Source organism: Paenibacillus sp. MDMC362 (genome assembly GCF_003269305.1).
Taxonomy (GTDB): Bacteria; Bacillota; Bacilli; order Paenibacillales; family Paenibacillaceae; genus Paenibacillus_AQ.
In genome coordinates, this window is record NZ_QLYT01000045.1 from 68,315 (window position 1) to 92,308 (window position 23,994).

Genomic DNA, 23,994 nt, shown 5'->3' on the forward strand with positions numbered 1-23,994 from the left:
GTTTCATCGGTAAGATGGATACATTATAACGCAATCAGCACGGCAATCCCATAAGCTGCCGCTCCGCCGAGAAGCGAACTGACCAGATTGACTGCATCGTTGGACATCCACGCAGCGCCGCGCGTACGCACGGTATCTTCACCACAATGATGCGACACCTCCACCGATTTGCCGCACACACGGCAGCGGTACATCACTTGTAATGTCGCTCCAAGGTACGAATCGGCAAAGGCTCCAACCAATCCGCCGGCGAGGGCTGCCAGGGCATACGGCAATAGCTCTGCATCCATGCCGCTCCATCGGGCAAGCAGCCATCCGCCTGCCCCAATCAATATGCTCCCTGCCGCTGCTGCCGTGGAGCCGACCCAGGACACGCCGCCCGATTCCCCGGCGGTCAGCACCTTGCCGTTCAACACGGAACGCGGGGGCTTCCGGCTAAGGCTGCCTAACTCAGTGGCCCAGGTATCCGCCGTTACCGTAGCCATAACGCCTATAAACAGGAATACCCACAGCTCGGACGGAATCCATACGTTTAACAGACACAGCACCATGCCGATGCCGCCATTGGCGAAGACCTGACCCGCATCCCGCCGGCCCGTCTTGGCATAGGATTTCTCCAGGTCTGCCTTCCGCTGTTTCCCGTACCGGGATAGCAGTGTGGATGTAATGAAAAAAAGAAGCAGGGTCCCGAACCAAAACACGTTCCCTGCTCCATAATAAATGGTACCCATCAGAATAGCGGCTGCGGCTCCGGATTCCGATAGTGATCGTTTCCTGTACGCGGCTCCTGCCACGATAAAGGCGCCTGCCGCTCCGATCAGCCAATCCATCTGTGACCCCTCCCATGTGTTAAAGCATATATCCGTTTACCCGATTTCGCAGCGGCCCAGACGGACCTCTCCCCAGAACAATTCGAACACGTCGCCGGATTCCGTCGGTCCTACGCCAGCCGGCGTACCCGTGAAGATTAAATCACCTTGGCCAAGTCCATAATGCTCGCCGATGTAATCGATGATGCGCTGAAGGGAGAAGATCATATCCTTCGCATTCCCGCGCTGCACCTCTTCGCCGTTCTTCCTTACGGTAAAATCGATATCCGCCAGCTTCGCGATCCCGGGAAATGCAATGGATGGCGTAAGCGGCGCGGAAGATTTAAACGCTTTTGCCGCCGTCCAAGGATGTCCCTTTTCTTTAATGACCGACTGTACGTCACGCAGCGTGAAGTCGATGCCAAGGGCCATCGTTTTTACAAGCTCGTCAACACTTTTGCCTGGGGTATAATCCTCTGCGAGCTGGATAACTAACTCCCCTTCAAAATGAAGACTGCCGCGGTCCAACGGCAGCTTCAGCACGCTGCCATCCAATGGAACGACGGCATGCGAGGGTTTCAGGAATATCATCGGCTCTTCCGGAACGGCATTGCCAAGCTCCGCCGCATGCAATTGATAATTACGACCTACACAATAAACGTTATTCACTAGGGCACACATAATATTAAAACCTCCATTTTCTTCGCCAGAATGGAACTTTGGGTGCAATTTTATGGACAAAAATCTGCCCCCATGTATCGGGACGGTTCGTACAGATCATGATGGCGGGATTCATTCGTGCGAGCGATCTCATGCTCTTCGCATCATCCACCGTCCAGGCCATGGGCGTAATGCCGTTCTTCACCAGATCCGACGCAAAGGCCGCATCCAGATGGGAATAGCCGATCGATAAAAAGGAACATTTCATTTGCTTCAAGCGGGCCAGCAAATTGCGGGGATGCGCATCGATAATAAGTCCGGTTTTTACGTCAGGTTCCAATTCCTTGGCCTTCATCAAGGCTCTCGGTTCAAAAGAAGTAAGCACCACGTCCGACAGCATCCGGTGGGCATGAATCCGCTCCAGAACGGCTTTCTCCAGGCCTGGATACATGTCGCCGCTCGTTTTAAGTTCGATATTAAGTTTCAATCGTCCTTTGACCAGCTGCAAGACTTCATCCAGCGAAGGAACCTGCTCTCCCCTGAATTGGCGTCCCTTCCATTCTCCGGCGTCCATCCTGCGGATTTGCTGCCAGGTCAGATCCTTCACCTTGCCTTTCCCGGTCGTGGTCCGGTCCACGCTATAGTCATGTATCACGACAGGGACCCCGTCCTGAGTCAATTGCACATCAATTTCCATCCAATGCACGAAGGGCTCATCCATCGCCATCTGAATGGCTGCGCGCGTATTTTCAGGTGCTTTACCGGAAAACCCCCGGTGAGCCACACATAAATTGTTCATGGTGGGACCTCCTTGATGTAAGGTTTAAAGAATTACTCCGCAGCCTTGCCTGCGACAACTTTACCATCGAGCGCTATTTTGACGCCGCCGACGGATCGCTTCTCCACCTCTTTCAGCAAGGCTTCAGCTTCTTTGCCTTCGAGCGGGATGACCTGTCCGATCTCCGTACGGTAAGGCGTCAGCTTCAAGTCACAGTCTCCTTGCTTACTGCATGATGCCTGGAATACGGCTGTTTTCCACGTATCTTCATTCGACGATTTCGTAAATATGAAATTACCGGTACTATAAGCAATCCACTTGCCTTTGTACTGCTCCAATCCCTGCAGCACATGGGGATGCCCGCCGATAATCAGGTCGGCTCCACCGTCAATAAATGCACGTGACAGATTAATCTGATGAACATTTGGCGTTTTATGAAGCTCCTCTCCCCAATGGGCAACCACGACCACCAGATCGGCCTTGGAACGCGCCGCGTTGATCGCTTCAACCGCCTTGGGCAGTACATGGTCATAAGCCCCGGCCACCCCGGGCCTGTTCTCCAGTGCGTACCAGGTCGTCTCCGGAAGCACACGGCTGAATCCAAGCAACGCAACCGTCATGCCCTGAAGCTCGAAATACTGGGCCGCGAAAGCCTCTTCCTCATTCCGTCCTGCGCCCACATAACGGATATCATGGTCCTTTAAATGCTTCAAGGTATCCAGAAGTCCTTCTTGTCCTTGATCTAGGATATGATTGTTAGCCAGATTAACGGCCTCTACCCCGGCATCTCGGAGAGCCGGCAATACGTCCGGTGAGGACTTGAATACGAATTTCTTATTGGCGGCGCCAACGCCTCCGGTCGTAACCGGCGTTTCCAGGTTAAGCACGGTCAGATCATCCTCTTGGAATGCAGTACCCAGATGCTTGTATGGATAATCGTACCCGTGGTTCTTCAGCGCATCCTCCACTTTGCCCGAAAACAGGGTATCCCCGGCAAAATGCATGACCGCCCGCTTGGCGAGATCGGAATCGGCGGGATCATCTGCTGCGCTGCCTTCTAGCTCGGTCATATCGGAATCTGAGGGGTTGCCGATCTCCGTCGTCTTCGGAGGCAGCGAATCCGTCCCCTCGCCGTCAGTTGGTTGTCCGGAACCCGGGTTACCCGCCTGCTCCCCTTCCATGCCAAACTCCGGCATACCGGGCGGATAAGCCGTTTGCTGAACAGGATCTTCCTTAAATTTAAAATGATAGACAAGCAAAGCAGCGATCATAAAAATCAGACATAAGTTAAGTATGATCCAAACCTGTCCGGTGCGCTGCTTACGGGCCTTTTTCTCGGCCTTGCTTTTCTCAGATCGTGACAGATGCATAGGTCACTCCTTTATTCCTTATAAGCTCGCATAATAAGTCGCTCCCCCCATTATACCAGCTTCCCTATAAAGAATAGAACCCCCCGTCACCGGGGAGTTCCATCATCTAAGTATTCTATTTTTCCCGTAATAGCGGATTTACAGACCGATCAAGGTGATCACGGAATCGCTGAGCGCTTCCATGTATAGCGGATCGCTGTTCAAGGAGTCGATGCGCTCAAGCCGCATATCCATTTCCTTGGCAATGCTTTTGGCTTCAATATCCAGATCGTACAGGACCTCAAGATGATCCGAGACGAAACCGACCGGCGCAACCAGCACATCCTCGACCTGCTCTTCTTTATTCAGCGTTTGCAGCGTATCCAGAATGTCCGGACCGAGCCATGGCTCCGCCGTCCGGCCAGCACTTTGCCATGTGAACTGCCACTGCTTGACGCCTGCCTGTTCGGCTACGGCTTTGGATGTCTCAAGCAGCTGATCCTGATAAGGATCTCCGATGGACAAGATGCGTTCCGGGAGGCTGTGAGCACTAAACAGCACTCGCACGCTGTCACGGTCAGCCCCGGCTTCCTCGAACTGGTTCAGCTTGGCGGACACCCGGTCCGCAAAGGCCTCGATCAGTTTCGGATGTTTGTGATAGCTCTCCACAAACGAGATCTGAAGTCCCAACTCATCCGCTTTCGCTTGAGCGCGCTTCACGTAGGATCCGATGCTCATCGTGGAGTAATGAGGAGCCAGCACAATGCCGACCGCTTCCTTAATGCCGTCCCGCACCATTTGCTCAACACCATCTTCGATGTAAGGAGCAGCGTGCTTCAGTCCCTGATAGCATACAAACTCAAGATCGATCGCGCGAGGATCCGCATTTAATGTATCCTGCAGCGTGCGTACCTGTCGGTCGGTATTCTCCCGGAGTGGGAACACGCCCCCCACAATCGCCTCATAGCGGTCAGTAAGCTCCTTAAGCTGCTCCTCCAACGGCTTATTCCCGCGACGGATATGGGTATAATAACTCTCGATTCCTTCCATGCTCTCCGGAGTGCCGTAGGACATAACTAACACGCCAATCTTGTTCTTCATACCATCTCACCTCTGACTAATAAAATATTCAACATTTAAGAGCGTTGTGCACCTGCCTGCAGTGCCTGAGCGGAGTATTCGTGAATATATGATGTCAACTCACGAAGTTTCTCCAGCGAAGCCTCCGGGAATAAACCGTGCCCTAGATTAAACACAAAGCCGGGCTCCTGAATCCCCTGATCGATAATCGCCTTCGCATACTGCTGGATGACCGGCATCGGTCCGGTCAGAACGGTCGGGTCCAGATTGCCTTGAACAGCATACTTATGCTCCAAACGGCGGCGTCCTTCTGCAATGGACACTCTCCAATCGAGACCGATGACATCCGTTCTCAGATCCGTAAGCGTAGGCAGCAGTTCACCTGAGCTCACGCCTGGGAAATAAATTTTCGGAACACTCAGGTCCTGAAGCTCTGCAAAAATCCGCTTAATGGTTGGAAGGACATACGTTTGGAAATCCTGCGGAGACAGTGCCCCCACCCAGCTGTCAAACAATTGAAACGCTTTCCCGCCATTAGCGACGTGGGCGCGCAGATAAGCGATCACCATATCCCCGAGCTTGTCCATCAGCGAGAACCACACCTTCGGCTCACTGTACATGAGCTCTTTCGTGCGAAGATAATTTTTGGATGGTCTGCCCTCGATGAGATAACTGGCAATCGTGAACGGAGCGCCCGCAAACGTGATTAGAGGCACTTCCAGCTCCTTATCCAGGATCCGGATGGTCTCCAGGACATGTCCAAGATCCCCCTCGACATCGATCGGGCGCAGTTTCTCTACATCCGCCGCAGATCGGATCGGATTATCAATTACCGGGCCGATATTTTTCACAATATCGAAGTCTACCCCGATCGAGGCAACGGGATTCATAATATCGGAATATAAAATAGCCGCGTCCACACCAAGCTTCCGTACGGGCATCAGGGTTACCTCTGCCGCCAGCTCCGGTTGACTGCATATTTCCAGTAAGGAGTACTTCTCTTTAATCTTTCGATACTCCGGGTCGTAGCGTCCCGCTTGACGCATGTACCATACAGGAACGTGGTTCACTTCCTGCTTGCGGCAAGCGCGAATGAATTGATCGTTATAGGTCATGATTAGGCCCCCATCAATGTGTATAAAGTTTCCTAAATTTCATTATGCCCTTTTTAAAAGTAAGTAACAACCGTCTTACATGGACATCCTATGAAAATCGCATGACAATCTTATGACATTGTTAGCATTTGGCACTTTTTTAAATATGTTATACTGGAAGAACGGCATTTTTAGGGTAGTTCCACAATTCGCCCGGGTTATTCGGGCTCGACAGCTTAGAAAGGAAGTGAAGGGCACATTGACCAATTGGAAAATCAATCTCATTGTGCTTTGGTTCGGACAGTTTTTGGTCAACTCGGGGATGACCATGATCACCCCGTTCCTAACGTTATATCTGGCGCAAGACCTGAATGTCGTGGGAGATCGGGAAATAGGACTATGGGCAGGATTAATATTCGCTGCCAACTTCCTGACATCATTCATTTTTCAACCGATATGGGGAAAGGTCGCAGATAAATACGGACGCAAAATCATGCTGCTGCGCTCCGGCTTCGGCATGGCGCTGGTCATTGCGTGCATGGGCTTTGCTACCCATCCGTGGCATCTGCTGGTTCTGCGTATGCTGAACGGTACCATATCAGGATTTAACCCTGCGGCGATATCGCTCGTATCGGGTACAACGCCAAAGAATCGAATGGGATTTGCGATGGGCATCATGCAGTCCGGACAAGTTGCAGGCACGATTCTCGGTCCGCTGATCGGCGGACTCATGGCAAGCTGGGTCGGATTCCGGCCAATCTTCTATATCACGGGCGGATTGATTTTTGCCGCTTCGATGCTTGCCTTGTTCCTCGTCAAGGAAAATTTCAACCGCGAGCAGGCGGCCAAAGCGCCGCAGCCTTCGGTTATCGCCGGGCTCAAGGATCTGAGCCACATTCCGCAGCTGCCGGCCTTATTCGCCGTCACGTTCCTGCTGCAATTCGCCATGATCAGTCCCATGGCGCTGCTTCCGCTGTACGTTCAGAAGCTTCATGGAACCGCGGTGGATATTGCGATATGGGCCGGGTTCGTTGTGGCGGTAACGGGGCTGTCGAACATGATCGCTTCCCCGATTCTCGGCAAGCTCAGCGACAAGGTCGGCGCGCACCGTATCTTGACCTACGCCTTGATCGGTACGGGACTTACGCTGATTCCGCAAGCTTTTGTTCAATCGGTATGGCAGTTGATTATCGTACGGTTCATGATGGGCGTCTTCATGGGAGGGCTGCTGCCAAGCGTCAACGCGCTGATTCGCTCTTACACGCCGGACGGCATGGAAAGCCGCTCCTTCGGCTTCAATACAAGCTCGCTAGCGCTTGGCAACATGCTGGGGGCAGTGATCGGCGGATTCTTATCCGGCTTCATCGGCATCGAAGGATTGTTTATTACTTCCGGCTGTCTGTTGATCATCAATATGATGTGGGTGAGAAGAAAGCTGTTCTCGCAAAAGCCTTCGCCCAAATATCGTTGATCTCCCGGAGTTTGTCATCTATAGCTGGGGCTTGTCTCCCCGATCCAAACAACAAAGGGCTGTCCCGTGGTCTTCATCGACCCGAGGACTGCCCTTGTTATGTTATTCATACACCGGCCTAAATCTGACTTCCAGTCGACAGTCCAATGGCTGCACTCCTTCCAATGGTTATCTTATCGTCCAGCACAGCTCGCTATTGGTTGATTCATCCTTTAACGCGTGCAAGGATCAGCCCGTCATAAGCAGGCAGCAGCGTGCTGACCAGCCTCTTGTCCGTCGCAATGACTTCATTAAACCGGCGTACCGCTTGAACCGAAGGACCGTTCTTGTCCGAGTTCAGCGTTCTGCCGCGCAAGAAACAGTTATCCCCGGCAATAAGAGCGCCCGGATTCGCTAGCTCCAAAGCATAATCCAAGTATAGGGGATAGTTCTCCTTATCCGCATCAATAAAGAAAAAATCGAATGTTCGTCCTTCCTGCTTCAACGCGGCCAAACTGTCCGCAGCCGGACCGATCCGGTACTCCACCCGATCCTTGAATCCGGCCTTCTCCAGATGCCTGCCTGCTAGTTGCGCGTATTCTTCCTTAAGCTCAAGGGAGGTGAGCTTGCCGTCCGCAGGAAGCCCACGGCAAAGACAGATCCCGCTATAGCCGCCAAGGGCGCCGATTTCGAGAATATTCCTTGCGCCGGCTGTCTGTACCAGCATGGTCAGCAATCGGCCATATGCCGGTGCCACCGACACCTCCGGCATCCCATGCTCACGAATGGCCTCTATCACGAACTGAAGCTCTTCATCTTCAGGGTATAATTGGTTAACATAATCATCAGGGGTCGTAAGCAATGAAGCCGCCTCCTTTATCTTAATAAGACACGTATTCTCCCGCTAAACCTAACGAGAACTATCATATGATAATTGTCTTAGTCAATGCAATCGCCTATACTATATAGATTGAACCGGCGGCGACTATCGCCGTACACATGTTAAATGGAGTTGACATCGTTAATGCCTCGATTACAATTGATCGCGACAGCCCCGATGGGGCTGGAAGCCGTCGTTGCCCGCGAGTTGAAAGAGCTCGGGTACACCGACATGGAAGTAGAGAATGGTAGAGTGACCTTTACAGGTGACCTGATCGATATTTGCCGCTGCAATCTGTGGCTCCGGACTTCGGACCGTATTCTGGTCAAGATGGGGGAATTTAATGCCTTTACCTTCGACGAGCTCTTTGAAGGAACCAAAGCTCTTCCATGGGAAGATTGGATCCCGGCGGATGGCGAATTCCCTGTGGAAGGGCGCTCCCATAAATCGCAGCTTAGCAGCGTTCCCGCCTGTCAGGGCATCGTGAAAAAAGCAATCGTGGAGAAGCTGAAGCTCTCGCACCGTACGGAATGGTTCCCCGAGGACGGCCCCCGATATGTAATCGAGGTTTCGCTCTTGAAGGATCGAGCCATACTGACCCTTGATACCACAGGACCTGCCCTTCATAAACGCGGCTACCGCAAGCTGGTTACGGAAGCTCCATTGAAGGAAACCATGGCTTCCGCTTTGCTGCAATTAAGCCGCTGGGGCCCGCATCGTCCGCTGTATGACCCGTGCTGCGGTTCGGGGACCATTCTGATCGAAGCCGCGATGATGGCCTGGAATATTGCGCCCGGCCTGCGCCGCTCGTTCCCGTCCGAGCATTGGGATATTATCGGGGACAACCTCTGGGAAGATGCGCGCGAGGAGGCTTTTGACGCAGTGAAGGACGATATTCCGCTGCATATCGCCGGGAGCGATATCGACCCGAAAGCGATTGAAGTAGCCAAGGCCGCCGCCAAAAGTGCGGGACTTGCCGGCGAAATCGATTTTAGGGTTCTCCCTGCAGCCAAAGCCATCCCTGAGGGCGAGTTCGGCTGTATCATCACCAATCCGCCTTATGGCGAGCGGTTAAGCGAGAAAGAGGAGGTTGAGCGTCTCATTCGCCAGCTCGGATCGATAACGCATTCACTCCCGACCTGGTCCTTCTTCGCGCTCAGCCCGACCAAGCAATTCGAGCATTACTTCGGCCGCAAGGCGGACAAGCGCCGCAAGCTGTTCAATGGCCGGATCGAATGCCAGTATTATCAATACCTGGGCCCCTTGCCGCCGCGTAACAAATCGGCGGAATAACGAAATGACGCTTTGCAAACGCCGCCCTTGGGCGGCTTTTTTTGCTCGGTCATCCGGGTCAAGCTATAATAAGAAGACTGCGATAAAAGGATGTTTTGTCAAATAAAAAGGAGGTTACCCACGTGCTCTCATCCCCATCATGGAGCGATTTCCGAAGCCGGGTCTCCAAAGGGCTGCATTACCGGTACACCGCATATTTATTATTCCTTATCCTCATGATGTACAAGCTGATCATGCTTGATCATCATCTCCATATTACCAACATGAAGCTGGATCAGGCAGACTATGTGATTGCTGTCGGCTCGATCCTGCTAATCTCCTTCTGGACCTTGTGGCTTCCGGCAAGGGGCCGGCTTGCAGCTTTAACTTTATTAAATCTCTTATGGACGGGGATCCTGTACGCCGATTTGATCTATTACCGCTACTTCGATGATTTCATAACCGTGCCGGTGCTTATGCAGGCTGGACAGGTCGGTTCCCTCGGGGATAGCATACGTTCCCTGATTCATGCGTACGATCTGTTCTTTTTTATCGATTGGCTTATTATTGTCCCGTTTACCGCCGTGATGGTATTCCGCAAACGGAGAACCACCTTGGAAACCTATGCACTCCCGGGTGAATATCGTCAGCATCGGCGGAACCGGATCATTCGCCGGTTGGTTACAGGCACGCTCGTGTTCATCCTGGGCATGATCATGACTTTCGTTCCGATCAAGAAAGCGTCCAATACATGGGCTGTTGGCCTCTTTGAAGGCAATTGGTGGAATATTACGCTGTATAATGTGACGGGACTGATCGGCTTTCACGGATATGATATCTACCGTTATGGACGAGATCATCTCGTGGGTCAGCCCAAGCTGGCAGAGGAAGAGGTCAACCAGGTCAAGGCATGGTTTGATGCCAAGCGTATGGAGCCGTCCGGTACGGGCGTCTTGTTCGGCAAGTATAAAGGCAGCAATGTCATCATGATTCAGACGGAGGCCTTCATGAATTTTGTCATCGGCCGGTCGATCGAAGGTCAGGAAATTACCCCTAACTTCAACCGATTGATGAAGGACAGTATGTATTTCAGCAATTTCTATCATCAAACCGGTCAAGGGCGAACGTCCGATGCGGACTTCGTCACGCACAGCTCCTTGCTTCCGCTCCCCACAGGTTCCGTATTCACGCGATATGCTGACCGCGAGTACGATACCCTTCCGGAGATTCTGAAAGAACAGGGTTATGGCGCAAACGTGTTCCATGCCTATGACAGCAGCTTCTGGAACCGTACCACGATGTACCGGGAAATGAATTACGACCATTTTTACAGCAAGAAGGATTTCGTAATGAACGATGTGCAGGGATGGTCATTGAGCGATAAAGCGTTCTTCGCGCAATCACTGGATGAGATGGAAGACATCAAGCAGCCCTTCTATTCCTTCCTGATTACGCTAACGAGCCATCATCCGTATTATGTCCCCAAGGATGCTGCGAAGCTGGATACGGGGGCTTTCGAAGGCTCCATATTCGGGAATTATCTGCAGTCGATCCACTATGTCGACGAAGCATTCGGCCAGTTCGTCGAACAGATGAAACAGCAAGGGTTGTGGGATAACACCATATTGCTTATCTATGGGGATCACGACAATTCGATCAAGGAAAAAGCGGACTATGAGAAGTTCCTGGGACGAGACCTGAATGCACTCGACATGGAGCAAATCATGAACCAGGTTCCCCTCCTTATCCGCCTGCCTGATGGAGTGCATGCCGGAGTTTACCCGGAGGCCGCCGGCATGATGAACGTGACGCCGAGCATCCTTCATCTTCTCGGCGTATCGGATGAGCCGTATTACTGGATCGGCGGCCATCTGTTTGATGATGAACCGCGTCTGATTCCGCTGCGCAGCGGCGCTTTTTCCGATGGGAAGATGTTCTATCTGCCCACCGAGACGGCCGGGCTTGAAGGTGGAACCTGTTACGATCTGACGACGCGTCAGCCAACTGACATCCAGGCATGCCGTGACGGATATGATGAGACACAGAAGCAGCTGCGGATATCCGATCAAGTGATCACGTATGACCTGTTGAAGTTATTTAAAGCAGAAGGTGAAGCGAATACTCGATAATCGGTCATAACGTTAGTAAATTTCAAAACATATTTTAGCCTCTCATTGTTGTTGACTGAGGCTGCTAAACGAAACAAACCAGGCTGATCTCCCCCATCGGCCTGGTTTGTTTTTTGGGGGCTAGGCAATGTCCGAACACACACCAAGCTGTATTTATGGGGGGATCATCTTTTTACTGATTGCATTTCATGTCAAGCGCGCCGGGTAATCGACTCAAGATGTTTCCTACGGCTGACAAGCGTTCCGTACATTAGCAAAAGCCCCATCAGTGCCAGGCTAGCTACAATCCCCAGCGTCATATAGGCAATGTCAGGCACAAAGAGTCGTATGGATTTCCAAGGGGAGCTTGTCAGACGCGTGAAGAGCGGAATGATGCCAGCTGAAATCGCAAAGAGAAGCAAACTCAGCGGAAGTGTGAGATATAACTTCAAGCTGCGTTTCTGCATTCTTAGCAGCATCCATATCACGATAGCGAGCAGAATGATCAAAGTTACCGTCAATCCCCAAATCACCGGATGGATACCAGCGGAAGGCGGTTTCGGGTCTTGTCCGGCTAATATTCCTCTCAGATCCTTGGAGACCTGAATCAATCTGGCTTCCTCCAGAATGTGGTCCTTGTTGGTTAAAATAACGGCCCCTACGCCCCGTTCAGGGATGAAGAAGATTTCCGCCCGTGCTTCCGGTGTTGATCCGGAGTGCCATACCAGCCTCTCGCCTTGTTCCGTCTCGCTTATTCTCCAGCCAAAACCATAGGCACGATTCGGTCGATGCTGAACTAAAGGCGACAGGAGCAGCTCCTTGTATTCCCGACTCAGCACCCTGTCATTATCTTGGAGCAAAAATTGGAGATACCGCGCCATATCGTCGATACTCGCCGAGATACAACCATAAGAAGCACCGCTGTTGTCATAGGGGACGCTGCTCACTCGCGGATAGCCGAACCACGATTGATACCCATGTTCAAATCCGGTTTGAACCGCCCGCTCCTCATCGGCTGCAGCCGTACTCATGCCCAGCGGGCCAAACACATGCTGCTCCATATAATCGGCATAGGATTGACCCGACACCTCCTCCAGAACAGCTCCCAGAATCATATAATTGGCGTTACTGTATTGATGTTGTTCCCCTGGTGGTCTGCTAAGCTTCGTGTTGGAGAAATGGCGCACATTCTCTTTCAGGGCAAAAGCATTATATATCGGAATCAAGTATATAATTCAAAAGCGTATATAAATTAAAAAAAGCCCGTTCATTAGCTCGAAAGCTATTGAACGGACTGCACAGGATCCTAACCTACTGTTTAGCTGAACGAAGCTTGGACAGACGTTCCTTCTCTTCGCCTAACAACTCTTCCGCCAATTCCACTGCGTTTGGGTCCCCCTGCTCAATCACTTGGGCCACCGCTTGCTCCGTATGGGATAACGAATTCTCCGCTTGCTGAATCAGCTGTTCCGTCGGGTGGGACATTGCCGAGGATACGGCACGGTGCAGCTTCTCCACGGAATCTAGCGCACTGTTGCTGGGACTGTTGGAATGAAGACTGGAATCGTGACTGTTCATGACGGTTGCTCCCTTCTAAAGTTGTTGTTCCTGCTGCCCTCTTAGCATGGATGGCTGTGCCAGGAACTATACCCGAAGAATGGGGATTTTCCGCGAACTTCGATTCTAATGTAACAAACAACCAATTGTTTGTTATTTCACAAACGGCAGCGCCTTTGCCAGCACTTCATCCTCTGTAGGCGCGCTGACATAACGGCCATTGATATACATGAAGGCGCGTTTGCCGCAAGGACCGCAATAGGATTTGCAGCCGATCTTAATGTCGGCATCCGGTACCATTTTCTTAATTTTCGGGATCATTGTCTTTAACTTCGTATGTCTGCACTTCTCGCAGACGCGAATATCATTAGCCATTGTACAATACCTTCTTTATTCTGAAGTAACCTAGTGGTCGCCGTGATTGCCCTGGGACGGATTCGTAATCACAAAGCCTTCCTGAGGAAAATAAAGATAGTCGATTTTGACGCCGTCCAGGAAAGGTTGTCCCGCTTCCAAAATGACGTCGATCTCTTTATCTGTGGATACGACGACATCATTTTCCTTCGGCGTATCCAGATCCAGACCGTAGTGGGCATGATCGCCATGCGCATGGGTTACCAGTACGCGAATTTTCTTGTCCTTGTTCTCTTCCTTGTCCAGCTCTCTCTTTAACACCTTAGCGGCATTACGGGTTATTTTACATTTCACGTATATTCATCTCCTCACGGATGTTTCATTCAATATGTTATTGTAGACCCCTGCCGGTTTTTTCGCAAGGGTCCTGTCCGTATATTTACGTCCGAAAAGCTCGTTTACCGTACGCGCTTGGCGGGGCCTTGATCTTCACCGAGGACACCTGGATATTTCCGCTCGACGCGGGATACGAACCAATTCATCAGCAGCATCGTGACTCCGATATCGTCGATCGGCAGCAATGGCATAAAGTCCGGCAGCACCCAATACAGCACAACCGGAACCAAAAATAACAGCTTGTCCCCGAGTGAAACCCGGGAAGAGGTCAAATAACCGAATATCCGCTGGAATACGTGCGACCAGCGCCGAAGCGACCATAATCTTCTCCACTTCATATTGTTCCCTCCATTCCAGGCAGCATGTCTATATATTACCCAATTAACAAATCTCTAAGAAATCCCGGGAAGCTGCAGCAATTAAAGCACGAAAATAGGCCACTGCCTTGTAATCCTTAAAAGCAGCGGCCGTATCCTTCTATATTATATACGTTATAATAGATCTTATCGTTTCAAAATATATATCCTATTTCAAAGACATAAAAGCAGCTAGAATGGATCCCACTTCGACGCACAGATCCTCGAAATCCTCTAGCGGCAGCGGATTCATCCCATAACCAATCTCTACGGTAAAGCCCGGCCTCCGGTAATGCTGAATAAACCAATCTTTATATCCCGCATCACTGCCCTGCAGCTTCACCGGCCTGTAACCGCCGGACTGACCTAATCTTCTGGCCATGTCCTCACTTTCCGGAGGTTCGTAGTCCCGGTAGTTCCAATAGATTTCCCGCCCTTGGCTGTGAAGGGAAATGGCCCGTTCCGGAGATATCGATAGTGTATGCTGATAGACAGCTTCGGCTTCCGGCTCGCTTAGCGGCTTAGTCCCCGCATAATCCTGCGGGGATGGTCGGATTTTCCCCCTTCGCGCGACTTCCTCTTGCCAATGCGCAGGGAACTGGTCACCCAAATCCACGCCGTTTATATTAGCCTTCCAGCGCCGAAAATCCTCGCGCCCTCCATTCCACTCGATCAGGCGCTCATAATAGGGATGAGAAGGAGTGACTCCTTCCTGTACCAGCTCTACCCCGTCCGGGTTTGCCATCGGCACAACCCATAACGTATAGTTCCGGTACCAGGCATCCGGCTCCTGAAAATAAACCGGTGACTCTTGCGATAATGCCCTGCCGTACTCCTCCATGAAACGCATCAGGCACGGGGTTGTGATCCATTCATTGGCATGAAGTGATGCATTGATATGCAGGTTCTTAGGGCCTTTACCGATTTTGGCCGCATATAGCGGTTTGCCGAGCACGCTTCGGCCGATGACACTCCACTCGATAACAGGGTAACGCAGCTTCATCTCTTGTATATCGCGTTCCAGATCCCCCGGTCCGTATTCGCCGGTTAATCGTATCATGCGCCTAGGCGTGGTACCCGGCAGAACGATCGTTTTCCCCTGCGGCAGATGATGAGCCGATAACCCGGGATTCAATTCTTCCAAGGCTTCCTTCCGAAACCGGAACGTATTGGCAATACTATCAAAGGTATCATGTTCCTGGATGACGTACCTTCGGCGCAGCGATGCAGGAAGGTAGAGCATTTGTCCCTGCTGGAGATACGGCTGCTGCGCCGCCCATGGATTCGCCGTAATCAGCTGTTCATACGCCAGACTAAATCTGGCAGCCACGCGTCTTAGCGTATCGCCTTTCTGTACGACATATTGCTGCATAATGGATTCCTTTCCGCGGCAAAGCCGCTTCAATTAGCGTCCATTCCATGTATATGAGCGGCCGGTTGTCCAACATGTATGATGCAAAAGAACGAAAAGGCGCTATTATCTCGCTCCTTTCCTAAACTTGGCACAGATAATGATAAAGGCAGGACAAGGTCTCATCCCTTGTCCTGCCTGCGTTTTCTGCTCTTATTCATTCTGGATTAGCTCTTAGTATGAATGGTGAATTATAGCCTTGTAATTTGCCAGACAACGGGTGTCCGCTTGATATGATCTCCGAGCCATTCGGTCGCGATGCTCTGAAAAATAACTGGATCTCCTGTACAGAAGAATTGATGCACCGGGCTCTCCATGCTGCTTGCAAGCTGGCCTTTATCATACAGAATCGTGCTGACCTCGCGAGCTGTTTCATCGGCGGAGCTGATCAGTTTCACCGACGCCCCCATGACCGTTTGGATCGTATTCATCAGGAACGGATAGTGAGTACACCCGAGGATCAGACAATCAATGGAGGTATCCTTGATGCCTCTCAAGGATTCTTGCACCACCTGCAAAGCATCCTTGGATCGGAACAATCCGTGTTCGACGAGCGGCACCAGTTCGGGACAGGCTTGGCTTTCCACCTCAACGTAAGGCGAGAGCTGTTTCAGAGCCGCTGTATATGCTCCGCTGCCAATGGTTCCGACTGTACCGATCACGCCGACGTTACCGGTCTTCGTTGCGCTTATCGCGGCACGCGCCCCTGGGTGAATGACACCGATGACGGGTACGGGCACTTTGGACGAAATATAATCAAGCGCCGCCGCCGTAGCCGTATTACAGGCGATCACAATCATTTTGGGATCATACTGAATTAAATAATCTACAATTTGCTCCGTAAATAAACGGACTTCTTCCGGCGTACGGGGTCCGTAGGGTGCGCGGGCTGTATCTCCGAAGTAAATAATTTTCTCTCTCGGGAGCTGTCTCATCACTTCTTTAGCGACAGTCAGCCCGCCGACACCCGAGTCTAGTATTGCGATTGCTTGCTGCACGAACCCACCGCTTCCTTCTTGTCAAATTCATGGTTTACAGTGATACCATATGTCATTTCGGATCGAAATGTACCTTAAATCTTACCCCAATTCCCCCCTATCTTCAACAAGGTCGCTGCTGAAAAGACGGCTGGCATTTTGTTCAAGCAATTGTAGGACTCTTGCGTTAGTCGCTGACCGTAGGTAGTTTATACTATAGTAAGCGCGCGTATAGTAAAGGAGAGTTTTATGTGAAGGACAACATACATCATACCGACCTTATGAAAGCTGCGAAGCCGTTTATCGAGCTTTGTTACGCAGAATTAAACCGTACCCCGGAAGAAGCCGAGGCCCGGCTCTTGGACATCCGCTCACAGATCAAGCTGACAGGTACATATGAGCATACGCTTGAGGAACTTACGCATGGGGCCAAAATGGCTTGGAGAAACAGCAACCGCTGTATCGGCAGACTGTTTTGGGATCGCCTAAAGGTAGTCGATGCCAGGCACTTAACCGAGACCTCTGACATTTTCGCAGCACTCCTTCATCATATCGAGAGTGCCACCAATGGCGGAAAAATCATGCCTACGATTACGATTTTCAGGGCTGCACGTCCAGGTGAGGCCCCATTGACGATCAAAAACCACCAATTGATTCGGTATGCGGGTTACGAAACGCCGGACGGGACGGTTGGCGACCCGGCTTCCCTATCCTTCACGAAGGATTGCATGGAGCTGGGATGGCGGGGAGACATGACCGACTATGATGTGCTGCCGCTGGTTGTGCAGCAGGGGAATGAGCCGCCGGAGTGGCTTCCGATACCGACATCCCACGTGCTGGAGGTCCCCTTGGAGCATCCCGAACTTCCTTCTCTGAAAGCGGAGGGAATAAAATGGTATGGGGTGCCTCTCATCTCTGACATGCTGCTTGAAATCGGCGGCATTATGTATACGGCCGCACCGTTCAACGGCTGGTATATGGGAACCGAGATCGGAGCCCGTAACCTGGCAGACGAAGGGCGCTACAACAAACTTCCGCTTATTGCCAAGCTGATGGGGCAGGATACTTCCAGCGAAACGACCTTATGGAGAGATCGCGCATTGGTCGAGCTCAATGCCGCCGTACTCTATTCCTATAAAAAAGCTGGCGTCAGCATCGTGGACCATCATTCGGCAGCATCCCAGTTCGGTTTGTTTGAACAGCGGGAACAACAAGCCGGGCGGGAGCTCACAGGGGATTGGAGTTGGCTGATCCCTCCGGTCTCGCCAGCTACAACACATATTTTCCACAACTCTTATCATAACGACATCCGTTCGCCTAATTTTCATTACAGGAACAAGGAAATGTAGTCTGGTCTTTATCTTTCAAGTAGTTTATACACAGCAAAGCCGGGGCTGATTGCCGCCCCGGCTTTCATGTATTTTGGCGTATTCCTTATCCTCGTAAATGAGTGCTGAAGCGATCATCTGATCCTGAATTAATCGTTGACCTTCACTTCCGCAGCAGAGGGAACATAGGCATCTTCTTCAAAATCCTTGTCAAACGAGGAAACCTGCGCAATTTCCTCTTCCGCCAGCCAGCTTTCTTGTCGATTGCGCCAGGACTGAATGTCGGAGATCACGTTCTCTGCCCGATCCGTCATGATGCCGATCAGGTTGACGCCCTGCTCTCCTACCTTCTCCGCTGCCTCCTGCACCTTGGTGCCGATGCCGCGGGCGCCGTCGGCAATGTCATTCCGAAGCTCTTTGCCGGATTTTGGAGCCAGAAGAAGTGCGGTAACAGAACCTGCAACACTGCCGATCAATACTCCCCAGAGGAGTCCTTTGCTCTTCTCTTTCATATTCCATCTCTCCTTCTATTTGGCTTGCCCTTCGCCGGACTTGGAGGTGTACTTGTTCCATGATTGCCATAGCGTCATTCCGGCATCAACCCACCGGAACATCTCCCCAATCTGCCGTTCATTATCGAGGCGAGCACGTTCCAGATGCTCAATGGCGGTTATGGAAGCTTTTTTCCCTACAGCATGAACCGCATCGGCCGTCTTGGCTACCGCTGACGCCGCTTCGGACATGGAAGCGGCAAAAGCTTCGCCTGCCGCAAGCTGACGCTGAATCATCTCTAGCGAGACGGATGCCTGCACCAGCACTTGCGAGGCTTCCTGTGTCAATCGGGCACTGTCTTCCTCAAGCCGACCCAGCATGGTCTCGGCCCGCCCGATCAGCCTTTTAACCGACACCATCATGATCACCGCCGCAACCGCGATCAGAACGATACCGATGGCAGCGGCCAGCGCACTCCATTCTGTCATGGGGAACTCCTCCTTTCGTCCGACCGGGCGAATGCCTAGTCGCTTGATGCATTATAAGCAGCATGGGCTTGTCTTGACACAACACCGGCGACTTTTTTTATTCCAGCTAGCAGAACCACGAGTTTCCCCGCATCTTCGGAGCATGCAAGCGCTTTGACATAAACCAACAAAAAACAGGCCGTTCAGGGATTCCCTGAAGGCCTGCAAGGATCGTGTGTATGGAAGAGCCCATGGCATCATGGGGTATTTCTTAGTGAAACTATACAACCATTAGTACATCTCGTTCTTTAAATACTCACGGACACTTCCCGCAAATTGCTCCAGCACACCAGGCAGAATCGGGGTTAAAGAATGAAGCGTATGCCTGTCCCAATCATAGTAGTCCTGCACGAGCGGTTTGCGCAATCGGACCAGCTCCAGCAGCACCTTATGAACCTCTTCGGGGAACACTTTTTCCTCATGATTAATATCCATGATATCTTCATAACTGCTGGCATCCCGCATAATAAATCCGTCAATTAAGTAGCTGCCGACATCCGTCACGACTTCGATCGCCAGATGAAGCGCGCGCTCCTGAACCAACCCCAGCACAAGCCCTCCGTCCCATGATTGTGCCGCAGCACGTAGCCCTTCCGCAATTTCGGGAATCGCGCTCAGACGTCGTTCAATTTGTTCTTGATTTACATAATACACCGCAAATCTCCTCCAACCCGTTGTTGTAAGTCTATATCAGTGCCTACACTTCAAAATCAACGCTAAGCGTATGATCTTTCACCGTATTGATGTATTGGATCACTTCCTGGTGAACAGGATGAACGGCATATGCTTGCAAATCTTCAAGATTGTCCACTTCAACGATCAAAGCCAAGTCATATGAGCGATCCGAGCGAATTACATCTGCGCCTGCCTCAAGGGATCTAAGCATCGGAATCTTGCCATCCATATCGCGCAGCACCTGCACCGTCTTCTCAATATTCTCTGCGGATGAGTCCTTCAATTTGAAAAAAACAATATGTTTAATCATCGTCCGTTCCTCCATCTCTAACATGTATGTAAATCTTTCGTATCTATCATACCCCGTTCGTCCGGAAAAAGAAATCGCTCCCACCAACATATCGGACAGATCGGCTGCGCCAGATCTAACCAAATAGGAGCACCGCCTGGCATATACCAGAGCGTGCTCCTGAAATCAACACTCTATTTAAGGGAATAAAGCTGAATCACGAACTTAATTGATTCAGCATGTTCTGGGCAATCCAGACGCCGGCGGCTCCTGCCTGAGCAAGCCCCCTGGTAATGCCCGCACCATCACCGCCACAATAAAGTCCCTTGATTTCCGTCTCGAAGGACTCCGTCAGCTTCGGTCTTGCGGAGTAGAACTTGGCCTCCACCCCGTAGAATAATGTGTGCTCCGACGCGATTCCCGGCGTGACTTTATCAAGCGCTTCGACCATCTCGATCAGGCTTTTCATGGTGTTGTACGGCAGCACCAAGCCAAGATCACCTGGAACGGCTTCCTTCAGCGTCGGCTCCAGAAACCCTTCGCGAATTCGGCCCTCGGTGGATCTCCGGCCGCGGAGCACGTCGCCGTATTTCTGTACAATAACCCCGCCGCTGGATAGGTCGTTAGCCCGCTTGCATATTTCACGCGCATATTCGTTAGGCTTGTCAAACGGCTCCGTAAACTTATGGGATACGAGCAGCGCAAAGTTCGTATTAGCTGATCCCAATGCCGGATCTTTATAAGAATGGCCATTGGCTGCCATCACCCCGCTATGGTTCTCAACCACGACATGACCGGAAGGATTGCTGCAGAACGTACGCACCCGGGTTCCGACCGAGGTGTTAAAGATGAATTTGCCTTCATACAAATGCTCATTGATCTCGCGCATGACCACATCCGAGGTTTCAACCCGAACGCCCACGTCCACTTGGTTATTATGCATTTTCAATCTGCGTTTTTTCAATACACTGGTCAACCAGGCTGAGCCGTCACGGCCAGGGGCGACCATCACCAAATTCGCCTCATGGACCTCCCCGCCTTTCATTGCGATGCCGGTAACGCGGTGGGCTCCGTCTTCTTTGACGGTGACAATGTCCTCGACCTCCGCCCGGAAAGCCATATCAATTCTTGTCTTTAAATATTCGTATATCGACTTCAGTATCTCCAAATTCTGCTCGGTTCCAAGATGTCTTACCTGCGCGCGAAGCAGCTTCAGGCCCGCTGCGTATCCACGCTGTTCAATATCCCGGATCGCATTTGTTGTCGGATCCGTGATGGCAGGTGTTGCTCCGTGCTCCAGATTGATGGCGTCCACATATTCGATGAGCTCCATGACTTTGGAGCCTGGCAAATAATCGGTCATCCAGCCGCCAAACTCCGTGGTTATGTTGAATTTGCCGTCGCTGTATGCTCCTGCCCCGCCAAATCCGGCCGTAATCGAGCAAGCCGGCAAACAACCGGCAAATTCCTTGCGTCCTACTGCCGGTGGACAGAGCTTAATCTTCTCCTCCAGGATCGGGCAGCTTCTCCGGTAAATATCATGTCCCTTGTCAACTAATAGCACCTTTCTGCCCGGTGACTTTAACGTCAGTTCATAACAAGCGAAAATACCGGCCGGACCGGCACCAACAACGATCACATCATATTTGCTCATCATATCCCCCTGTGTGTTTTGACTGTCGCTCTGCGCACACCGCTTTTCGGGCACAAAAAAATCCTGCTCCGAATAGGTATGCTTGCGCATCCTATTCGTAGTCAGGAATTTAAGGTCCCTTGTAGAAACCCCTGAACCTTATTTTCAGGGATATACGAATAAGCATCTTTTTTCTTCATCAACCATAGTTAATATAAAACGAATTCACGAATGAGTCAAGCCATACTTCATCAATCGTTCGTATTTAACTTCATTTATTCTCGTTATAAACGCCAACCATAGCGTCATCATCACCAAAAAGCGAACATTTCTTGATAGTAATCGAATATATTAGTAGGTCTATCGGACCATTACATCCGACTTATAAATCAGGTAACAACGAAATGGAAACAATTGTTTTATGATTGGCTATTGAAAAGTGAGTGTCGAATATTGTAGTATTGTGTTAAAAAAATCGGAGGAATTATGCCTACACAACTGCAGCAAGAAAAACACTCCATTGAGGCGTGGTCCCTGATCAATCGTAAATATTTGGGGAAAGGTGTGCGAGTCAAGCGCTTTCGCCGGCCGACCCGCTGCCAAATTCGCAACCGCGTCCTACTAGCCGTACTTATGGCCAACGATATCAAATTGTCGCAATTGGCCGAGGAATTGGGAGTATCCTCCCGTAGTGTCAGCGCCTGGGTATATGAGGGACGCGTTCCCGGAAAACACAACCTGGAGAAGGCCTGCGACTACTTGGGTTATCCCCGGCACATTCTCTTCAGGGAGGAACTGCTGGACAAGTCACCTTTAATCTGTCAGCCGGCACCTTCCCGCTTCATGAAACGCACACTGACACGCTCACCCGTTAGCAATCGGATTCTGACAGGCCTGTGCATGGTTCATGACTTGTCGGTAAGCGATGTTAGCCGCTGGATCGGCGTACATCCCGGCACATTCCGCAAATGGCTGCACCAGGGCACCGTACCGTCCGCAGCGTTCCAGGAAAAAGCGGAACAGTTCTTCCGAATCCCTAAATCTGTGCTATTCGCAGATTGCGCATTAAAGCAAAGTTTATAATCAAAGCCGCTGTTATAACGCAACCATACTTATGATTCCAACCAATGCTCAGCTTGCCGGGTCGATCCGGCCAAGCCGGGCTTATTTTCTGTTATGGCATATTTCATGACGATCAGGGAATACAAGTAACATTCCGTTCGCATCCTCCAACAATTGAGGTGAGTAAGTATGACGTTACATCATAAGCAGCTTGGCGCCGCACTGGGATTGCTCACCGGAACAACCATGGGAAGCGGCATTGGATTCCTGCTTGGTTGGCATTCCTTTAATCTGATTGTCCTGGTGGCCCTCTTCGGCTTAATCGGAGTTGCCGCTGGTCTTTGGCTGGGCTCGCGAATGATATTCAAAGAGCTGCCTTAATGAACGATATGATGTTCATCGTTCTGCCTCTTCCTTGCTGAGATTGGACGTAACCACAAAAAGAAGACCGAGAGCTCCGGTCTTCTTTGTTATGAATCAGTTATGGGATTTCGCGTTAACAACATACAACGATCCTGACGCAGCGTCTTCATTCTTGGGAGCTTCGGCAGCTTCATCGGTGATGGCTCCCGTGACAGGGCTGCTGGCGGTCGTATCCGGTATATCCAGGTTGCTCCAGGTTTGGCCCCCGTCCTCGGTTTTGGCTTGCCCGCTGAATCCTGTTTCAGGCGAGATGAAATGGAGAAATCCGGCATTCGGCGTGCTTCCAATCTGAATCCAAGTCTCACCGCCATCCGTTGTGCGGTACAGATCGTTATTCTCCATCACAGTCCAGGCCTGCTTGCCATTCAGCGCGAAAATTTGGCGTACGGTGCCTTTTGGCTGAGCCTGAACCTCCCATTCCGTGCCACCGTTATCACTAAAAGCTATCCAGCCTTCTCCGCCGATCCAGCCCGAGCTATGATTAATGAGCCGGACCGCCGTCACATCCGCTAAATCCACATCGGGTTCTGCGGCCAGATTGCCTGGAGCAACGTCCGTATCATCCTGTTCTGCGACGGCACCGCTTCCTGAGACGTGATCCTCTCCATCTAAAGATTCTTCTGTGCCGGGAGAGGGCCCTGCCTTCTGGGCATCCTTCTTCGAAGATTCCACCGATGGCTCAGCCACATTCCCCTCATCCGATGGTTGACATCCAACAGATAAACTCACAGCAACGAGCATCAACAAAATAAAGCCCAGCCTTTTTCGAGGTTTTATCACAGGATCACACCCCTTGTATTCAAAATAACCCGCCAGTAACTTCTGCTAACAGGCCAAATATTATAAATCCACTCCATTGAATTCACCCTAAAGCTGAACGGTTCCTCCAATTTAGTATAACGCGATTTCCACAAGAAGAGGAACGAAAAAAGCTGTTCTCCAAGTTAAATTTCACTTGAAAAACAGCTTTTCTTCATAGATGCGGTCGAGAGGACTCGAACCTCCACGGGGGTTAGCCCACACGGACCTGAACC

General features: G+C 51.3%; 26 protein-coding genes and 1 riboswitch. Of the genes, 6 read left to right on the forward strand and 20 right to left on the reverse strand.

The features are described 5' to 3' along the window. Positions 1-23 precede the first annotated feature (23 nt). The 6 genes from DP091_RS22465 to hemE all read right to left on the reverse strand — a co-directional run bounded on the left by DP091_RS22465 (position 24) and on the right by hemE (position 5,791). On the reverse strand, positions 24-830 hold the full coding sequence (locus DP091_RS22465) for a DUF92 domain-containing protein (RefSeq protein ID WP_113060352.1): 807 nt from the start codon (positions 828-830) through the stop codon (positions 24-26). A gap of 36 nt (positions 831-866) precedes the next feature. Next, positions 867-1,490 (reverse strand): fumarylacetoacetate hydrolase family protein, encoded by a 624-nt coding sequence (locus DP091_RS22470; protein WP_113060353.1) that lies wholly within the window; start codon positions 1,488-1,490, stop codon positions 867-869. A 4-nt stretch (positions 1,491-1,494) separates the two neighbouring features. After that, positions 1,495-2,268, reverse strand: a complete 774-nt coding sequence (locus tag DP091_RS22475) for a glycerophosphodiester phosphodiesterase (RefSeq protein WP_113060354.1) — start codon at positions 2,266-2,268, stop codon at positions 1,495-1,497. Positions 2,269-2,300: 32 nt separating this feature from the next. Beyond that, positions 2,301-3,617: a CapA family protein gene (locus DP091_RS22480; RefSeq protein ID WP_113060355.1), complete on the reverse strand. Its 1,317-nt coding sequence runs from the start codon at positions 3,615-3,617 to the stop codon at positions 2,301-2,303. A gap of 138 nt (positions 3,618-3,755) precedes the next feature. Continuing rightward, positions 3,756-4,697 (reverse strand): ferrochelatase, encoded by a 942-nt coding sequence (hemH, locus tag DP091_RS22485; RefSeq protein WP_113060356.1) that lies wholly within the window; start codon positions 4,695-4,697, stop codon positions 3,756-3,758. 35 nt (positions 4,698-4,732) lie between these two features. Then, positions 4,733-5,791, reverse strand: a complete 1,059-nt coding sequence (hemE, locus tag DP091_RS22490; protein ID WP_113060357.1) for a uroporphyrinogen decarboxylase — start codon at positions 5,789-5,791, stop codon at positions 4,733-4,735. Positions 5,792-6,029: 238 nt separating this feature from the next. On the opposite strand from hemE, the gene DP091_RS22495 reads away from it, so the two are divergent. Then, positions 6,030-7,241, forward strand: coding sequence for an MFS transporter (locus DP091_RS22495; RefSeq protein WP_113060358.1), 1,212 nt, complete (start codon positions 6,030-6,032; stop codon positions 7,239-7,241). A 205-nt stretch (positions 7,242-7,446) separates the two neighbouring features. On the opposite strand, the gene DP091_RS22500 is transcribed toward DP091_RS22495, so the two are convergent. Further along, on the reverse strand, positions 7,447-8,082 hold the full coding sequence (locus tag DP091_RS22500) for an O-methyltransferase (RefSeq protein WP_113060359.1): 636 nt from the start codon (positions 8,080-8,082) through the stop codon (positions 7,447-7,449). Positions 8,083-8,244: 162 nt separating this feature from the next. Here DP091_RS22500 and DP091_RS22505 point away from each other — a divergent pair, with 162 nt between their 5' ends. Next, positions 8,245-9,393 carry a THUMP domain-containing class I SAM-dependent RNA methyltransferase gene (locus DP091_RS22505; RefSeq protein ID WP_113060360.1) on the forward strand — a complete coding sequence of 383 codons (1,149 nt, stop codon included), beginning with the start codon at positions 8,245-8,247 and terminating at the stop codon, positions 9,391-9,393. Positions 9,394-9,515: 122 nt separating this feature from the next. Continuing rightward, positions 9,516-11,501, forward strand: coding sequence for an LTA synthase family protein (locus DP091_RS22510; protein WP_113060361.1), 1,986 nt, complete (start codon positions 9,516-9,518; stop codon positions 11,499-11,501). A 191-nt stretch (positions 11,502-11,692) separates the two neighbouring features. Here DP091_RS22510 and DP091_RS22515 read toward each other — a convergent pair whose 3' ends face one another. From DP091_RS22515 to racE, 7 genes are all read right to left on the reverse strand, one after another. Continuing rightward, positions 11,693-12,706, reverse strand: a complete 1,014-nt coding sequence (locus DP091_RS22515; protein WP_181469897.1) for a serine hydrolase domain-containing protein — start codon at positions 12,704-12,706, stop codon at positions 11,693-11,695. A gap of 85 nt (positions 12,707-12,791) precedes the next feature. After that, complete coding sequence (locus tag DP091_RS22520; protein WP_113060363.1) at positions 12,792-13,058, reverse strand: hypothetical protein; 267 nt, start codon at positions 13,056-13,058, stop codon at positions 12,792-12,794. 132 nt (positions 13,059-13,190) lie between these two features. Next, on the reverse strand, positions 13,191-13,412 hold the full coding sequence (locus DP091_RS22525; RefSeq protein ID WP_076325704.1) for a YuzB family protein: 222 nt from the start codon (positions 13,410-13,412) through the stop codon (positions 13,191-13,193). Positions 13,413-13,442: 30 nt separating this feature from the next. Next, entirely contained in the window at positions 13,443-13,745 is a 303-nt protein-coding gene (locus DP091_RS22530; protein WP_071223134.1) for a heme biosynthesis protein HemY, read from the reverse strand. Positions 13,746-13,849: 104 nt separating this feature from the next. After that, a complete protein-coding gene (locus DP091_RS22535) occupies positions 13,850-14,125 on the reverse strand; it encodes a hypothetical protein (RefSeq protein WP_071223135.1) in 276 nt (91 codons plus the stop codon). A 187-nt stretch (positions 14,126-14,312) separates the two neighbouring features. Continuing rightward, entirely contained in the window at positions 14,313-15,515 is a 1,203-nt protein-coding gene (locus DP091_RS22540) for a M14 family metallopeptidase (protein ID WP_113060371.1), read from the reverse strand. A gap of 230 nt (positions 15,516-15,745) precedes the next feature. Next, positions 15,746-16,552 (reverse strand): glutamate racemase, encoded by an 807-nt coding sequence (gene racE / locus DP091_RS22545; RefSeq protein ID WP_113060364.1) that lies wholly within the window; start codon positions 16,550-16,552, stop codon positions 15,746-15,748. A 260-nt stretch (positions 16,553-16,812) separates the two neighbouring features. On the opposite strand from racE, the gene DP091_RS22550 reads away from it, so the two are divergent. After that, positions 16,813-17,880: a nitric oxide synthase oxygenase gene (locus DP091_RS22550; protein ID WP_113060372.1), complete on the forward strand. Its 1,068-nt coding sequence runs from the start codon at positions 16,813-16,815 to the stop codon at positions 17,878-17,880. A gap of 128 nt (positions 17,881-18,008) precedes the next feature. On the opposite strand, the gene DP091_RS22555 is transcribed toward DP091_RS22550, so the two are convergent. From DP091_RS22555 to DP091_RS22575, 5 genes are all read right to left on the reverse strand, one after another. Further along, positions 18,009-18,371, reverse strand: coding sequence for a YtxH domain-containing protein (locus DP091_RS22555; RefSeq protein WP_113060365.1), 363 nt, complete (start codon positions 18,369-18,371; stop codon positions 18,009-18,011). Positions 18,372-18,386: 15 nt separating this feature from the next. Beyond that, positions 18,387-18,839, reverse strand: a complete 453-nt coding sequence (locus DP091_RS22560; protein WP_113060366.1) for a DUF948 domain-containing protein — start codon at positions 18,837-18,839, stop codon at positions 18,387-18,389. 270 nt (positions 18,840-19,109) lie between these two features. After that, entirely contained in the window at positions 19,110-19,532 is a 423-nt protein-coding gene (locus DP091_RS22565; protein WP_113060367.1) for a DUF86 domain-containing protein, read from the reverse strand. A 43-nt stretch (positions 19,533-19,575) separates the two neighbouring features. Beyond that, positions 19,576-19,863, reverse strand: a complete 288-nt coding sequence (locus DP091_RS22570; protein ID WP_113060373.1) for a Dabb family protein — start codon at positions 19,861-19,863, stop codon at positions 19,576-19,578. A gap of 196 nt (positions 19,864-20,059) precedes the next feature. Continuing rightward, on the reverse strand, positions 20,060-21,496 hold the full coding sequence (locus DP091_RS22575; protein ID WP_113060374.1) for an NAD(P)/FAD-dependent oxidoreductase: 1,437 nt from the start codon (positions 21,494-21,496) through the stop codon (positions 20,060-20,062). A 78-nt stretch (positions 21,497-21,574) separates the two neighbouring features. Then, a riboswitch (purine riboswitch) is annotated at positions 21,575-21,674 on the reverse strand. A 287-nt stretch (positions 21,675-21,961) separates the two neighbouring features. Between DP091_RS22575 and DP091_RS22580 the strand changes: the two genes are divergently transcribed. After that, complete coding sequence (locus DP091_RS22580; protein ID WP_113060368.1) at positions 21,962-22,558, forward strand: helix-turn-helix domain-containing protein; 597 nt, start codon at positions 21,962-21,964, stop codon at positions 22,556-22,558. A 168-nt stretch (positions 22,559-22,726) separates the two neighbouring features. Beyond that, a complete protein-coding gene (locus DP091_RS22585) occupies positions 22,727-22,918 on the forward strand; it encodes a hypothetical protein (protein WP_113060369.1) in 192 nt (63 codons plus the stop codon). A gap of 96 nt (positions 22,919-23,014) precedes the next feature. Here the strand turns inward: DP091_RS22585 and DP091_RS22590 are convergent, their stop codons facing one another. Continuing rightward, complete coding sequence (locus tag DP091_RS22590) at positions 23,015-23,740, reverse strand: WD40/YVTN/BNR-like repeat-containing protein (RefSeq protein ID WP_258394655.1); 726 nt, start codon at positions 23,738-23,740, stop codon at positions 23,015-23,017. Positions 23,741-23,994 lie beyond the last annotated feature (254 nt).